13 protein-coding genes are annotated in these 13904 nt (G+C 70.0%); 10 read left to right on the top strand and 3 right to left on the bottom strand.

Annotated elements, in window-relative coordinates; genetic code table 11:
* The first annotated feature begins 10 nt into the window (after nt 1-10).
* Both WKC72_RS29535 and WKC72_RS29530 read left to right on the top strand, forming a co-directional pair.
* Nucleotides 11-2146: a hypothetical protein gene (locus WKC72_RS29535; protein ID WP_370180579.1), complete on the top strand. Its 2136-nt coding sequence runs from the start codon at nt 11-13 to the stop codon at nt 2144-2146.
* Nucleotides 2147-2184: 38 nt separating this feature from the next.
* A complete protein-coding gene (locus WKC72_RS29530; protein ID WP_037244743.1) occupies nt 2185-2367 on the top strand; it encodes a hypothetical protein in 183 nt (60 codons plus the stop codon).
* Nucleotides 2368-2376: 9 nt separating this feature from the next.
* Here WKC72_RS29530 and WKC72_RS29525 read toward each other — a convergent pair whose 3' ends face one another.
* The gene (locus WKC72_RS29525; RefSeq protein ID WP_037245016.1) at nt 2377-3213 is read right to left on the bottom strand and encodes a dienelactone hydrolase family protein; all 837 of its coding nucleotides are present in this window, start codon (nt 3211-3213) and stop codon (nt 2377-2379) included.
* A gap of 97 nt (nt 3214-3310) precedes the next feature.
* Here WKC72_RS29525 and glmS point away from each other — a divergent pair, with 97 nt between their 5' ends.
* Nucleotides 3311-5173: a glutamine--fructose-6-phosphate transaminase (isomerizing) gene (glmS, locus tag WKC72_RS29520; protein WP_037244746.1), complete on the top strand. Its 1863-nt coding sequence runs from the start codon at nt 3311-3313 to the stop codon at nt 5171-5173.
* 33 nt (nt 5174-5206) lie between these two features.
* Here glmS and WKC72_RS29515 read toward each other — a convergent pair whose 3' ends face one another.
* Nucleotides 5207-5581 (bottom strand): cupredoxin domain-containing protein, encoded by a 375-nt coding sequence (locus WKC72_RS29515; RefSeq protein WP_370180578.1) that lies wholly within the window; start codon nt 5579-5581, stop codon nt 5207-5209.
* 52 nt (nt 5582-5633) lie between these two features.
* Here WKC72_RS29515 and WKC72_RS29510 point away from each other — a divergent pair, with 52 nt between their 5' ends.
* From WKC72_RS29510 to tsaD, 7 genes are read left to right on the top strand one after another with little or no spacing between them, the layout of a single operon-like run.
* Complete coding sequence (locus tag WKC72_RS29510) at nt 5634-7115, top strand: NAD(P)H-hydrate dehydratase (RefSeq protein ID WP_370180577.1); 1482 nt, start codon at nt 5634-5636, stop codon at nt 7113-7115.
* A 17-nt stretch (nt 7116-7132) separates the two neighbouring features.
* Complete coding sequence (alr, locus tag WKC72_RS29505; RefSeq protein ID WP_037244754.1) at nt 7133-8338, top strand: alanine racemase; 1206 nt, start codon at nt 7133-7135, stop codon at nt 8336-8338.
* The gene (locus tag WKC72_RS29500; protein WP_112302233.1) at nt 8339-9403 is read left to right on the top strand and encodes an alpha/beta fold hydrolase; all 1065 of its coding nucleotides are present in this window, start codon (nt 8339-8341) and stop codon (nt 9401-9403) included.
* On the top strand, nt 9393-9881 hold the full coding sequence (gene tsaE / locus WKC72_RS29495; RefSeq protein ID WP_037244760.1) for a tRNA (adenosine(37)-N6)-threonylcarbamoyltransferase complex ATPase subunit type 1 TsaE: 489 nt from the start codon (nt 9393-9395) through the stop codon (nt 9879-9881). Before WKC72_RS29500 ends, tsaE begins: the two co-directional genes overlap by 11 nt.
* Before the next feature lie 50 nt (nt 9882-9931).
* Nucleotides 9932-10591, top strand: coding sequence for a tRNA (adenosine(37)-N6)-threonylcarbamoyltransferase complex dimerization subunit type 1 TsaB (gene tsaB, locus WKC72_RS29490; RefSeq protein ID WP_037244766.1), 660 nt, complete (start codon nt 9932-9934; stop codon nt 10589-10591).
* Nucleotides 10588-11067 (top strand): ribosomal protein S18-alanine N-acetyltransferase, encoded by a 480-nt coding sequence (gene rimI, locus WKC72_RS29485; protein ID WP_037244769.1) that lies wholly within the window; start codon nt 10588-10590, stop codon nt 11065-11067. Before tsaB ends, rimI begins: the two co-directional genes overlap by 4 nt.
* Complete coding sequence (gene tsaD / locus WKC72_RS29480; protein ID WP_370180576.1) at nt 11064-12101, top strand: tRNA (adenosine(37)-N6)-threonylcarbamoyltransferase complex transferase subunit TsaD; 1038 nt, start codon at nt 11064-11066, stop codon at nt 12099-12101. The genes rimI and tsaD overlap by 4 nt, the downstream gene beginning before the upstream one ends.
* Here tsaD and WKC72_RS29475 read toward each other — a convergent pair.
* Nucleotides 12094-13716, bottom strand: a complete 1623-nt coding sequence (locus WKC72_RS29475; protein WP_370180575.1) for an Hsp70 family protein — start codon at nt 13714-13716, stop codon at nt 12094-12096. The two genes, tsaD and WKC72_RS29475, sit on opposite strands and share 8 nt — an antisense overlap.
* Nucleotides 13717-13904: the final 188 nt, after the last annotated feature.

The raw sequence follows: 13904 nt of genomic DNA, 5'->3' as shown, positions 1-13904 counted from the left end.
GGATCCGAGAATGCTGATCGACGACCCGACCCTGAGCCGCGAATACAAGGAGCAACTCCTCCAGGCCTGGGCCGCCTCCCGCGAGGAGGACGCGTCGTCCTGGCAGCCGTACCTCGACGAGTACGGGCTCGACAGGCGTGACCGGACTCCGTTCGCCGACCAGCGGTTCGTCGCACTGCTGGAGCACGGCAGCGACGCCCAGGCCGCGAACGCGTCCCGGACCGTTCTGGGGGAGCACCTGCGCCCGAAGTCCCTCAACGTTCCCGACGACATGCTCGATCTCGGCGCGCGGGGCCTCGAATTCTTCGAGATGTTCCTCCCCGCTGCGAAAAGACTGGGATACGAATCCCGCGAACTCACCGACTACTACACGAGGTTCGACGCCGAGCGGGGGATGCGCCTGCACGTGCTCGCCCGCGACGTCGACACCCTCGGACGCGGCCTCGAGGCGGCCCGCACCGAACTCGACGAGAACGAGAAGTGCCTCACCGCAGTGCGAACCGGGTGGAGGGGAGTCGCCGCCGCGGCCGCGATCGACGCCGCCGGCCGGCAGAACGTCCAGGCGGACGCCACCATTGGTCGGCTCCACGGACTCGCCGAGGTGCTGTTCGAGGCGAACCTCACGCTGAGCGCCGCGGTGACGACCAAGGCGTACAAGGTGGTGGCTCTGCACCAGCCGACGGTCGGGGGGTACAGCGCGGCCCAGATCGACGTTCTCGCGCAGATCTACGCCGACGGCAAGGACGGCGACAACTCCGCCGCGAAGGACTGCATGGAAGACGCGTCCTACTGGTTCCCCGAACTCGCCGACGACGACTACCGACACGTCAACGGCCTGTACAAGGACGGTGGCGGCGGCGCGCTCCGCAGACTCGACCGTGACGACGTGGTGCGGCGGGCCGCCGGAATCACCAAGGACTGGCTCGACGCGAACTTCCGGCACGTATATGAGGAGAAGCAGCAGGAGTTCACCGCTGCGTGTGCGGACTGCGCCGAAGCGGTGCACGCCGCCTACGACGCCGTCGTCGCCGAGGCGCGGTCGATCGAGGTGCAGCCCGGGTTTCGTCCCGAGGACACTCCCGATCCGGCGCCCGCGCCGAGGGTGCCGGAGGTGCGGAACGCGGACACAGTCCCAGCGGCTGCGCCCGCGCCCGTCCCTGCGGCGCCGGCGGCGCCCGCCGCGTCACCTGCGACGGACGTCCCGGCGTACGTCCCGCCTCGATCCGGTGGTGGGGACACGGCCACCAGTCCGATTGCCGCCGCACCACCGATGTCCGCTGCGCCACCGGCAACCGCACCACCGGCAACCGCACCACCGATCGCCGTGCCACCGATGACCGCCGTGCCACCGATGACCGTGCCACCGATGACCGTGCCACCGATGACCGCCGTGCCACCGATTACTACTGCCCCGGGCCTCGGGAGCATTCCCGGTCCCGGCGATCTGGTGCGTCAGGGGCTCGCCGGAGGTCTGGCGGATCTCGGTTCGATCCTTCGCCCGTTGATCGAGGACACCGTCTCGGCCCTCACCGACAGGGACGACGAGGAACGGAACACCGAGGACCTCGGCGACGAACACGCCGATCCGCGGGAGGACGACGGCGAGTCGGCCGACGGCGCGTCACACGACAAGAGCCTCGAACTGAACCTCGACGGCAAGTCGTGGACGCTCGCCGTCGATGCCGACGGTCAGGGAATTCACCTCGAGATGAGCGACGGCCAGGGTGGGACGGCCAGGTTCGGAGTCGAGATCGGCCCGGACGGTCTGCCGCAGATCACGGCGGAAACCGATGCGGGCGAGGGAGACGCCGGCGACGCCGACTGCGCACCTGCCTCGCCGACACCGGAATCGCAGGTCAGCGGTGGTGCCGAGGACACCGCGGACGCGACAACCGAAGAAGAGCCGCCCGGCCGACCCGCCGCGGACGACGTGCCGGACCACGAGAACGCACCGGCCCTTGCGCCTGCCGGAGACGCCGCAGCCGTCCCGCAACCACAGGTGGTGTCAGTGCAGCAGGAGCCGGTACCCGAGACGCCCGCCTGGCCCCCGCCGCTGGATGAACCGCGGTCCGCACCCGAACTGGCGACAGGTCCCGTGACCGGATTCGACAGCGGCGCCGAGTTGGCCGAGGCCGGGCCGCTGTGAGCCACCGAGCCGCACAGTTGCGTGCGCAACGGGCACAGATGCGAGCCGACCTGGACATGTTCCGGGAGCGGATCGACGAGCGCAGGGCCAGAGACGAGGAAGCCGCGGCGAACCGGTCCGGCCGCGGCCGGACCGAACCCGCAACGGCACCACCCGCGGCCGCGCAACCGAGAACACTCGACGACGACGAGTTCTATCGGCCGCGCAGCTGGCTGGTGTGACCCGAGACCTCAGATGTGCGGGAGCACGCCCTCGAAGCCGGCGTCGGTGTGCTCCTCGTGCGGGTCGACGAGCGTGGTGTGGGGGAGTTCGGCGTCCGCCTTCGCGAACACCTCGTACTTCTTGTCCTCGGTGAGGTGATAGAGCAGGAAGCCGGTGAGCAACGCGCGCGTGATCTGCTGGGTCTTCCGCTCGGAACCGCCGATACCGAGTGCACCCAGCAGGCGGCGGCCTTCGGTGAGCCCGGACTCCTTGGCCCCGTTGACGGCGCGCAGAACGTGTTCTCCACCCCACGCCTCGGCCAGCGCCTTGGCGTTGCTGTTCATGGTGTCTATGTCGGCACCGGCGACGACGAGACCCGGCGCTGTGATCTTGGACGCATACTTCTCGGCCTTCGGTGCGGTCGGAGCCGGGAACAGGGCGGCGACCGCCGACACGTCCCGTTGCGCGGCGGCGAGCACCGCCACACCCGCACCCATCCCGTGTCCTGCGAACGCGACGCGGTCGGGCTGCACGCTGATCTGGCCGGGGCCGAGCCGCACGCCCACACAGATGTCGAGGGTGGCCCGCAGGTCGGTGGCGAGGCCCAGGTGGGAGGGCACGGGACCGCGTTCACTGTTGGGGGCGGCCACGACGATTCCCCACGAAGCCAGATGCTCGAGCGTCTTCCGGTAATGGTCGGCACCTGCCATCCAGCTGTGCGCGAACGCGACGGCCGGCAGGTTGAAGCCTGATTCGGGCGTGTATACGACGCCCGGCTGTCCGGCGAGGGCGAGGTCACCCCGCAGCACGCGGTGCGGTCCACGCTTGGACAGTTCACGGGCCAGGGTCTTCGGTTTCGGCGCCACGGGGAGAACGTTATCCGATTCGCGGCCCGGCGAGAGAGCCGATGCGGCCCACACTCCGACTTCGCCGCGTCGCCCGGTCCAAGTACCCTGATGAACCATGTGCGGAATCGTGGGATACGTCGGCCACCGGCAGGCTCTGACTGTTGTGGTGGAGGCCTTGCGGCGAATGGAATACCGCGGATACGACTCTGCCGGTATCGCCGTGCTCGACGGACACGGCGGCATGGCGGTCGAGCGGAAGGCGGGTCGTCTCGCGAATCTCGAGGCCGAACTCGACGAGATCGGGGCCGAGCACTTCACCGGGAGCACCGGGATCGGTCACACGCGGTGGGCCACGCACGGCAGGCCGACCGACCGCAACGCGCACCCGCACCGTGATGCGGGCAACACGGTTGCCGTCGTGCACAACGGCATCATCGAGAACTTCGCCCCGCTGCGGGCCGAACTCGAGCACGACGGAGTCGACTTCTCCAGCGACACCGACACCGAGGTGGCGGTGCACCTTGTCGCCCGGGCCTACGCCTCGGGTGAGACGGCCGGTGACTTCGTCGCGAGCGCGCTGAGCGTGCTGCGCAGGCTGGAGGGCGCGTTCACGCTCGTCTTCACCCACTCGGATCACCCGGACACCATCGTCGCGGCGCGTCGCTCGACGCCTCTCGTCATCGGTGTCGGCGAGGGAGAGACGTTCCTCGGGTCCGATGTCGCGGCGTTCATCGAGCACACCCGTGACGCGGTCGAGCTGGGGCAGGACCAGGTCGTGGTGATCACCGCGGACGGGTACTCGATTCTGAACTTCGACGGATCCGAGGCGCAGGGCCGCCCGTTCCGCATCGACTGGGACCTCGCCGCCGCCGAGAAGGGCGGCCACGACTACTTCATGCTCAAGGAGATCGAAGAGCAGCCGGCCGCAGTCGCAGACACCCTGCTCGGTCACTTCCAGGACGGGAAGATCGTCCTCGACGAGCAGCGCTTGTCGGATCAGGAGCTGCGCGACGTCGACAAGGTCTTCGTCGTCGCCTGCGGCAGTGCCTACCACTCGGGGCTGCTCGCGAAGTACGCCATCGAGCACTGGACCCGGCTGCCCGTCGAGGTCGAGCTCGCCAGCGAATTCCGCTACCGCGACCCGGTCCTGGACCGGTCGACGCTGGTCGTGGCCATCTCGCAGTCCGGTGAGACGGCCGACACCCTGGAGGCCGTGCGCCACGCCAAGGACCAGAAGGCTCGGGTGCTGGCAGTGTGCAACACGAACGGCGCCCAGATTCCGCGCGAGGCCGACGCCGTCCTCTACACCCGGGCGGGTCCGGAGATCGGTGTCGCGTCGACCAAGGCGTTCCTCGCGCAGGTCACGGCGAACTACCTGGTCGGCCTGGCGCTCGCCCAGGCCCGCGGCACCAAGTACCCGGACGAGGTCGCTCGCGAATACGCCGATCTCGAGGCCATGCCCGACCTGGTGAGCCGGGTACTCGACACGGTCGAGCCGGTGCGGGCGCTGGCGCGGGAGCTGGCGTCCTCGTCGACGGTGCTGTTCCTGGGCCGCCATGTCGGTTACCCCGTGGCGCTCGAGGGTGCACTCAAGCTCAAGGAGCTGGCGTACATGCACGCCGAGGGCTTCGCGGCCGGTGAGCTCAAGCACGGTCCGATCGCGTTGATCGAGGACGGGCTGCCGGTGATCATCGTGATGCCGTCCCCGAAGGGGCGTGCGGTGCTGCACTCGAAGCTGCTGAGCAACATCCGGGAGATCCAGGCCCGCGGTGCGCGGACCGTCGTGATCGCGGAGGAGGGCGACGAGGCCGTGCGCCCGTTCGCCGACCACCTGATCGAGATCCCGGCAGCGCCGACGCTGCTGCAGCCGCTGCTGTCGACGGTGCCGTTGCAGGTGTTCGCTGCGGAGGTCGCGCAGACACGGGGCTACGACGTCGACAAGCCGCGTAACCTCGCGAAGTCCGTCACCGTCGAATAGCAGCGACCGTGGGGGCGTGGCAGGGCCGCGCCCCTACGGAGTGACGACGACGGTGCCGGTCATCTCGGGGTGCAGCGAACACGTGTAGTCGTAGGTGCCCGGTTCGGTGAACGTGTACGTGAACGTGCCGGTCTGCATCAACCGGCTCCGCAGCACACTCTTCGCGGCGCCGACACCCACCACGTCGTGGGTGACACCCTTGTCGTCGAAATTCCAGGTGACGGTGTCTCCCGCCTTGACGGTGAGCGTCGCGGGCGCGTACGCCATGTTCGCGACCTGCACGACAGGTCCGGTCGGGGCCTCGGGCGCCGCGCTGTCCGGCGAACCGCACCCGGACACGACGCCCGCCATCGAAATGCTTGCGGCGAGAGCCACTCCGGCGATCCACGAGCTTCCACGTCCACGCATGACGTCGAGCGTAGTCTGACCCGATACCGACCCTTCTCGCCGAGGAGTTCCCATGCGGGGCTACTACACCGCTGACGAGGTTCGAGCCGCGGAGGCGCCGTTGCTGGCGTCTCTTCCCGACGGCGCACTGATGCGACGCGCAGCGCATGGGCTCGCCACGGTGATGGCGGCGGAACTGCGAGCGCGGACCGGGGGCGTCGCCGGTCGCACGATCACGGTGCTGGTGGGGTCCGGGGACAACGGCGGCGACGCGCTGTGGGCGGCGTCGATGCTGCGCAAGCGCGGTGTCGCGGCCACCGCGGTCCTGCTCAAACCGGAGAAGGCGCACGAGGCCGGGCTGGCCGCGTTCACCGCGGCCGGCGGCCGGGTGGCAGCCCCGACCGGCGATCTGGGGCTGCCCGATCTGGTGATCGACGGGATCGTGGGAATCTCCGGCAGGGGGTCGCTGCGACCCGACGCTGCGGCCCTGGTCGACCGGATCGAGGCACCGATCGTGTCGGCGGACCTGCCGAGCGGTGTGGACCCGGACACGGGGGCAGTCGACGGGCCCGCCGTGCGCGCCGCCGTCACCGTCGCATTCGGTGCCCTCAAACCGGTTCATGCGCTCGGCGCGGCGCACTGCGGCCGAGTCGAGCTCGTGGACATCGGACTGTTGCTCGGCGATGCCGGGATCACCGCCCTCGACGCCGCCGACGTGGGTGCCGCGTGGCCGGTGCCGGGGGCGGACGACGACAAGTACTCGCAGGGTGTGGTGGGCGTGGTCGCAGGCAGCGACGGCTACCCGGGCGCCGGTGTGTTGTGTACGGGCGCCGCGGTCACGGCCACGTCGGGGCTCGTCCGCTACGCCGGGCCGTGCACGAACGAGGTGCTCGCGCAGTCGCCGGAGGTGATCGCGACCGCCGATCTCGCGAAGGCGGGACGCGTCCAGTCGTGGGTGGTCGGGCCGGGTATGGGAACCGACGACGCCGCCCGACGCACCCTGCGGACGCTGCTCGGCTCCGACGTGCCCGTCTTGGTCGACGCGGACGGTCTGACCCTGCTCGCCGAGGACCCGGACCTGGTGCGGTCGCGGACCGCAGCGACACTGCTGACCCCGCACGCCGGGGAGTTCGCCCGGCTGACCGGGAAGGATCCGGGTCCGGACCGGGTGGCGTCGGCACGTTCTCTCGCTGCCGACTGGAACGTGCACCTGCTGCTCAAGGGGCGGGCCACGGTGATCGCGGAACCCGGGGGCCGGATCTTCGTCAACGAGGCGGGCGGGTCGTGGTCCGCCACCGCGGGGGCGGGGGACGTGCTCGCCGGGATCATCGGCTCGCTCATGGCCGCGGGTATCGCTCCGGCCCGGGCCGCAGCGGTGGGTGCGCGAGCTCACTCGCTGGCCGCGAACCTAGCGGCCCGAGGCGGTGGCGCGGACCTCTCCGCAGGCCGCGGAACAGCACCGATCACCGCCGGGACGCTGCTCGCGCACCTCAGGGAGTCGATCAGAGTTCTCCGTGCGGGGGTGTCCCCCGAAGAAATGCCGGCCTCATCGTGAATGGCAGGATCGAACACATGACGCTTGCTGAAGCAGTACCGGCCGACGACCACGGACACAGCGAACCCGCAGCGCCCGCACAGGCGGCGCCGGCGCCGCAGGCCGAGGCCGTGGTCGATCTGGACGCGATTGCGCACAACGTCCGTATCCTGCGCGACAGCGCCCGGGACGCGGCGATGATGGCCGTCGTGAAGGCGGACGGCTACAACCACGGCGCGGTACCCGTGGCACGCGCAGCGCTGGCCGCCGGAGCATCGGAACTGGGCGTGACGACAGTGTCCGAGGCACTCACTCTGCGCCGCGCCGGCATCGACGCACCCGTCCTCGCGTGGCTGCACACCGTCGACGCCGATTTCGCCCCCGCGATCGCGGCCGGGGTCGAACTCGGCGTCTCCTCGCCCCGCCACCTCGCCGCGGTGGTCGCTGCGGCCCGGAGCGTCGGCACCACGGCGATCGTCACGATCAAGGTCGACACCGGACTGAATCGCAACGGGGTGGCACCCGACGAGCTGGCGCAGGTCCTCGTCGATCTGGCGCGCGCACAGGCCGAGGGATCGGTGCGGCTGCGCGGCATCTTCTCGCATCTGGCCCACGCCGACGAGCCGCACCACGCCTGGATCGATTCCCAGCGCGATCGCCTGGTCGGCGCGATCGCGGATGCCAAGCGTCAGGGGCTGGTCCCCGAAGTGGTGCACCTGTCCAATTCCGCGGCCACCCTGACCCGTCCCGACCTGCGGTTTGACATGGTTCGCCCGGGAATCGCGATATATGGGTTGTCGCCCGTTCCCGAACTCGGTCAGTTCGGGTTGCGCCCGGCGATGACACTGCGATCGAGGGTGGCTCTGGTGAAGAAGGTAGCGGCAGGTGAAGGCGTGTCCTACGGGCACCAGTGGGTGGCCCCACGGGATACCACGGTGGCGCTGCTGCCGTTCGGGTACGCCGACGGGCTGCCGCGCTCGCTCAGCGGCCGTTTCGAGGTCCAGCTGGGTTCGGAGCGACGTCCGGGGATCGGACGCGTCTGCATGGACCAGGTGGTCGTCGATCTCGGACCGGACGGCGGCGGAGTCCGGGAGGGGGACACCGCGGTGTTCTTCGGCAACGGCGACCTCGGCGAGCCCAACGCGCAGGCGTGGGCCGACGAACTGGACACCATCCATTACGAGGTGGTGACCGGGGTACGCGGACGCACGGTGCGCAGTTACGTCGGCGGGACGGGCACCTAGATGGGGTTGTCGAAGCGGTTGGGGCTCGTCGGCGGTGTGCTGAGCGCACTGGCGCTCGGTTCGGTTGCCGGTGTCAACGCGCTGCGCAGCGCGGCCCGGCCGGGCCGCGAGATCTACGGCGACGAGGACTTCACGCTGATGTCGCGGGACCGGCGCAGCGTCGTGGTCACCGAGGACGGCGTCGCGCTCGCGGTCCGCGAGGTCGGCCCGGAGGATGCGCCGGTGACGGCGGTGTTCGTGCACGGCTACTGCCTGGACATGACGTCGTGGCATTTCCAGCGTCGCCAGCTCGCCGAGCGCTGGGGCGACGACGTGCGGATGGTGTTCTACGACCAACGCGGGCACGGCGATTCGGGCGTGCCGTCCACGGCGAGCTGTACCATCGCTCAGTTGGGCGCCGATCTCGCGACCGTGATCGAGGCGAAGGCCCCCACCGGACCGGTTGTGCTCGTGGGGCATTCGATGGGCGGGATGACGGTGCTGGCCTTTTCCGGCCGGCGTCCCGAACTGGTGGCGTCGCGGGTGGTCGGTGTGGGCCTGGTGGCCACGGCCGCTGCGGGTCTCAGCGAGACCGGATTGACGCGGAACCTGCAGAACCCGGTCATCGACGGCTTCCGGCTGGCCGTCCGGACCTCGCCCGAACTCGTCCAGCACGCGCGCGGCGCGGCCCGCGTGCTGATCACCCCGATTCTGCGGGCGGCGTCGTACGGCACGGACGTGAGTCCGCGGCTGCACAAGTTCTCCGACTCCATGCTGGACCGGACGTCGGTGGTCACCATCGTCAACTTTCTGCGCACACTCGAACTGCACGACGAGTCCGCGTCACTCGCGGCGATCGAGCACACCCCGTCCGTCGTGGTGTGCGGCGACAGCGACATGATCATCCCGTTCGGCAGCTCCCGGAAACTGGCAGCGGACCTTCCGGAGTCCGAACTGGTGCGGGTGCGTGGCGCCGGCCATCTGGTGCAGCTCGAGTTCCCGACCGTCGTGTCGGACGCCGTCGACCGGGTGCTGCATCGTGGCCTGGCCACGTACGAGTCGCGTGAGCAGTCCGATGTCGGCTGAGGAGGGAGTGTTGCCCGTGAGCGGGACCGTGGTGTTACCGACGGCGGAGGACACCGAGCAGTTCGGGCGGGACCTCGCCCGGGGACTCGTCGCCGGTGATCTCGTAGTTCTCGACGGACCCCTCGGTGCGGGGAAGACCGCACTGACGAAGGGGATCGGAGCCGGGCTCGGCGTGCAGGGGCGAGTGACTTCGCCCACATTCGTGATCGCGCGGGAGCACCGGGCGGGCACGCGCCCCGACGGGGGCGCACCGGTCGGAATGGTGCACGTGGACGCGTACCGACTGGGCGGAAGCGGCCCGCACGCACTGGACGAACTCGACGCGCTCGACCTCGACACCGACCTGGCCGCAGCGGTTGTCGTCGTCGAATGGGGCGAGGGGATCGCCGAGCAGCTGGTCGATCGTCACCTGCGGGTACGCCTGCGCCGCGAACCGGAGACGGACGTCCGCACCGCCCACTGGGAGTGGATTTCCTGACGGGGTCGGGTGTCGGGAGCGGTTCTGACGTGCGAGTACCCTCAGTTACCGTGCTTGTTCTCGCCATCGACACGTCCACGCCTGCCGTGACCGCCGGAGTCGTCCGGGTTTCGGCCGATTCCGCATCGGTGGAGGCGGTGGACACCCTCGCGGTGCGCGTGACGGTCAACCCGCGCGCCCACGCGGAAGTGCTCACCCCGCACATCCTCGAGTGCCTCACCGAGTCGGGTCACGTCGCCGCCGACCTCGACGCGGTGGTGGTCGGCGCCGGACCCGGGCCGTTCACCGGACTGCGCGTGGGAATGGCCACCGCCGCCGCGTTCGCCGACGCCCTCGGTATTCCGGCCCACGGCGTGTGCAGCCTCGACGCCATCGCCGCGCAGGTGGACGGTGACCGGAATCTGCTGGTCGTCACGGATGCACGCCGGCGTGAGGTGTACTGGGCGCGCTACTCGGCTGGGGTGCGGGTCGAAGGTCCCGCGGTGGTGAAGCCGCGCGAACTCGAGCCGATGCCGTCCGAGGTGGTGGCGGGATCGCCGTCCCACGTCGACTTCTTCGATCTGCCGGTCGAGCCCGTGGAAACACCGTCGCCCGCAGGGCTGGTCGCGGTGGCCGCGGACGCCCTGTTCAGTGGTGCCGCCCCGGCGGCGCTCGTGCCGCTCTATCTACGGCGCCCGGACGCGGTCGAACTGGCGGACCGGAAGAAATGACATTCCGCATCGAACCGATGGCGGTCGCCGACGCCGAACGGTGCGCGGAGCTCGAGACACTCCTGTTCGCCGGTGACGGACCCTGGAGCGCGGGCGCATTCAGGGCGGAACTCGCCGCCCCGCACGTGCACTACACCGTGGCGCGGGACGACACCGGCCACGTCGTCGGGTACGCCGGAATCGCCCTGCTGGGCAACGGCTCACATCCCGAATCCGAGATACACACGATCGGAACGGATCCGGCGTGTCAGCGCCGGGGGATCGGCGGAGCCCTCCTCGACGAGCTCCTCCGCGTGGCCGACACCCGGGGTGGCCCGGTGTTTCTCGAAGTGCGAACCGACAACGACGCGGCGATCGCCCTCTACCGACGTGAAGGATTCGAGATCGTGGGAACACGTAAGAAGTACTACCAACCGAGCGGTGCGGACGCCTTCACGATGCGTCGCCCCGGATCGGGTGAGGAGCCGGTGCAATGATCGTCATGGGGATCGAAAGCTCTTGTGACGAGACCGGAGTCGGCATCGTCCGGTGGAACGGCGACGGAACCTGCGAACTCCTCGCGGACGAGGTCGCATCCAGCGTCGAGGAGCATGCACGGTACGGCGGGGTGGTGCCGGAGGTCGCGTCCCGCGCGCACCTCGAGGCGATCGTCCCGACGATGCGGCGGGCCCTCGCCGCCGCCGGGATCGCCAAGCCGGACGCTCTCGCCGTCACCATCGGACCCGGTCTGGCCGGCGCCCTGCTCGTCGGTGTCGCGGCGGCAAAAGCGTATGCGGCGGCGTGGGACGTCCCGTTCTACGCGGTGAACCACCTCGGCGGTCACGTGTCGGTGGACACCCTCGAACACGGACCGATGCCGCCGTGCGTGGCGCTGCTCGTGTCCGGTGGGCACACCCATCTCCTGCACGTCGAGGACCTTGCGAAACCCATCGTCGAACTCGGCACCACCGTGGACGACGCGGCCGGCGAAGCCTTCGACAAGGTGGCCCGCCTCCTCGGCCTCGGATTCCCCGGGGGCCCGGCCCTCGACGCCGCGGCGCAGGACGGCGACCGCAACGCCATTCCCTTCCCGCGCGGAATGACCGGTCCCCGGGACGCCCGGCACGACTTCTCGTTCTCCGGGCTGAAGACGGCTGTCGCACGGTACGTGGAATCCAAGGAGCAGGCCGGGGAGGCCTGCTCGGTGCCGGATATCGCCGCGAGCTTCCAGGAAGCCGTGGCGGACGTGCTGACGATGAAAGCGGTGCGCGCAGCCCGCGACGTCGGCGTGGACACACTGGTTCTCGGGGGCGGCGCCACGGCCAACTCACGCATCCGCGCACTCGCCGAGGAACGCTGCGCCGACGCCGGACTGACCCTGCGGGTGCCGAAACCGCGCTTGTGCACCGACAACGGCGTGATGATCGCCTCGCTCGGCGCGCATCTGATCGCCGGCGGAGCCGCGCCGTCCCTGCTGACCGTGGCCAGCGACCCCGGACTGTCGGTGGCGACCAGCCAGGTGTTCAGCTGACCGGAATCGTGACGGTCTGCGTGGCCGGGGGAGTGAGCGCCGCACCGGGCTGAGCACCACTCGGTTGCGCCGCATCGGGACTCGGAGCGACTGTGCCCGGCGCCGGGATCATCGGGAAGAGCCCTTCGGGCGTCGCGGGTGCAGTAGGCGCAGCGGGCGCAGTAGGTTCCGCGGGCGCGGCCGGCGTCTCCGCGGGCGGCGGTGCCACCTCGGGAACGTCGGGTGCGGGCGCAACCGGACTCGGTTCGTTCGGCGTGGATTCCCCCGGAACCTGCGGCCACAGCGGCGGAATCGCGGGCCATTCGATGTGCGGCCACGACGGCTGTGACGGGTTCGTTCCGGGCAGTGTCGGACGCGGGGGAGCCGAGGGTGTCGGTACCGGGGTGGTGGTGCGCGGCGTCGTGGGCTCGCTCGTCGCATCGGGCGCCTGCTCGGGCGTCCGGTCCGTCTGCGGTTCGGACGTGGGCGGGACAACCTGATTCGGGTAGTACTCCGACGTCGGCGTCGGATCGTACGACGGAATCCGCGTGGCGGGAGGGTCGTCCGTCGTCGTGGTCGTGACCTGCTCGGTGGTCTGGAACATGTCCGTCCCCGCGGGGGAGACGTTGGGATCGGGCGCAGGCGCGAGTTCCTTGACGCCGTAGCCGAGTACGAGCCCTCCGACCACGAGGGCGCCGACGAGTGCCCCCGACACCTTGGCGGCCGAACCGGGGCGGTTCGACTCGGTGGCCGGGTAGTCGCGGATGGCGGAGGAGACGGCGAGCAACGCCGCACCTTTCGCGGTCGCGGTGTCGGGTTCGGGCATCACGACGACCCGTGCGGTGAACGCGTCGGCGACAGCGGCGGTGATCGCGGGAATGTTCGCGCCACCACCGACGAGGGCCAGGGCGTCCGGTTGCCGCGGGGAGTCGGCGACGGTGGCACGGATGAACTCCACCGCGACCCGGACAGTCGGTGCGACGATCTCGTCGAACCTGGTGCGGCTGATCCCGATCGGGCGGATGCCCGGCAGGTCGATGTCGACGTGCGCGTTCGGCTCCGAGGACAACTGCTCCTTGGCGACGCGGCACCGCGCCGAGAGCAGGTCGCGGTCCAGGTGCCGCAGGGGATGCGGGGTGGAGAGGCCGGCGACGACGTGATGGAAGACGAGATCGTCGATTCCGGTGCCGCTCACGTGGCTCGTGCGGTCGGCGTGCAGGACGGTGCCGTCCACCTGATCGACCACGGCGACCGACAGTCCGGACTCGCCGAAGTCGACGATGGCGACCGTGGCATGCTGAGCGACCTCACCGGTGTGACGCAGGTAGGTGAGAGTGGCGGCGGTCTCGGGCACGAGATGCACGCGGTGCCGCTGCCTGCTGACGGCGCTGCGGATCGAATGCGCCTGTTCCGCCGTGCGGTACGCGACGGCGAAGGCGTCGGGAGTGGTGGGGTCGGCAGGGACCTGGGTGGTCATCAGGGATATCGACGAGCGGACCAGGTCACCGAGGTCGGTGTGCGCCTGATCGGCGGACAGGTACCGGAACTCGACGTTCTGCGAACCGTTGGAGGCCGTGGTGACGAGGGCGGAACCCACACCGGCCGCGCCGGTGGACATCCCCAAGGACATCCCCATCACACACCCCCTCACGTTTTCGACGCGTGACCTGCCATCTCTGTCGGAACACCCTGCTCAGCGGGGATTCCCTGCCCGTTGAATCGGCGACTGTTATCTGAACGTTACAGAAAACAAACGGATTTCGCTCCCGACTTTCGGCCGCAGAAGACGAGGATGGCCCTCGATATCCGGTCTCACCTGCACAG

This window comes from Rhodococcus wratislaviensis, assembly GCF_041228765.1.
GTDB classification, from domain to species: Bacteria; Actinomycetota; Actinomycetes; order Mycobacteriales; family Mycobacteriaceae; genus Rhodococcus_F; species Rhodococcus_F wratislaviensis.
The sequence above is the reverse complement of the archived record's forward strand: the minus strand, read 5'-3'. Positions and strand labels throughout refer to the sequence as shown.

Bases quoted from the DNA above. Each gene is read 5' to 3' on its own strand.
- WKC72_RS29535 (WP_370180579.1), top strand. From the start codon at position 11: ATGCTGATCGACGACCCGACCCTGAGCCGCGAATACAAGGAGCAACTC.
- WKC72_RS29530 (WP_037244743.1), top strand. From the start codon at position 2,185: ATGCGAGCCGACCTGGACATGTTCCGGGAGCGGATCGACGAGCGCAGG.
- glmS (WP_037244746.1), top strand. From the start codon at position 3,311: ATGTGCGGAATCGTGGGATACGTCGGCCACCGGCAGGCTCTGACTGTT.
- WKC72_RS29515 (WP_370180578.1), bottom strand. From the start codon at position 5,581: ATGCGTGGACGTGGAAGCTCGTGGATCGCCGGAGTGGCTCTCGCCGCA.
- WKC72_RS29510 (WP_370180577.1), top strand. From the start codon at position 5,634: ATGCGGGGCTACTACACCGCTGACGAGGTTCGAGCCGCGGAGGCGCCG.
- alr (WP_037244754.1), top strand. From the start codon at position 7,133: ATGACGCTTGCTGAAGCAGTACCGGCCGACGACCACGGACACAGCGAA.
- WKC72_RS29500 (WP_112302233.1), top strand. From the start codon at position 8,339: ATGGGGTTGTCGAAGCGGTTGGGGCTCGTCGGCGGTGTGCTGAGCGCA.
- tsaE (WP_037244760.1), top strand. From the start codon at position 9,393: ATGTCGGCTGAGGAGGGAGTGTTGCCCGTGAGCGGGACCGTGGTGTTA.
- rimI (WP_037244769.1), top strand. From the start codon at position 10,588: ATGACATTCCGCATCGAACCGATGGCGGTCGCCGACGCCGAACGGTGC.
- tsaD (WP_370180576.1), top strand. From the start codon at position 11,064: ATGATCGTCATGGGGATCGAAAGCTCTTGTGACGAGACCGGAGTCGGC.
- WKC72_RS29475 (WP_370180575.1), bottom strand. From the start codon at position 13,716: ATGGGGATGTCCTTGGGGATGTCCACCGGCGCGGCCGGTGTGGGTTCC.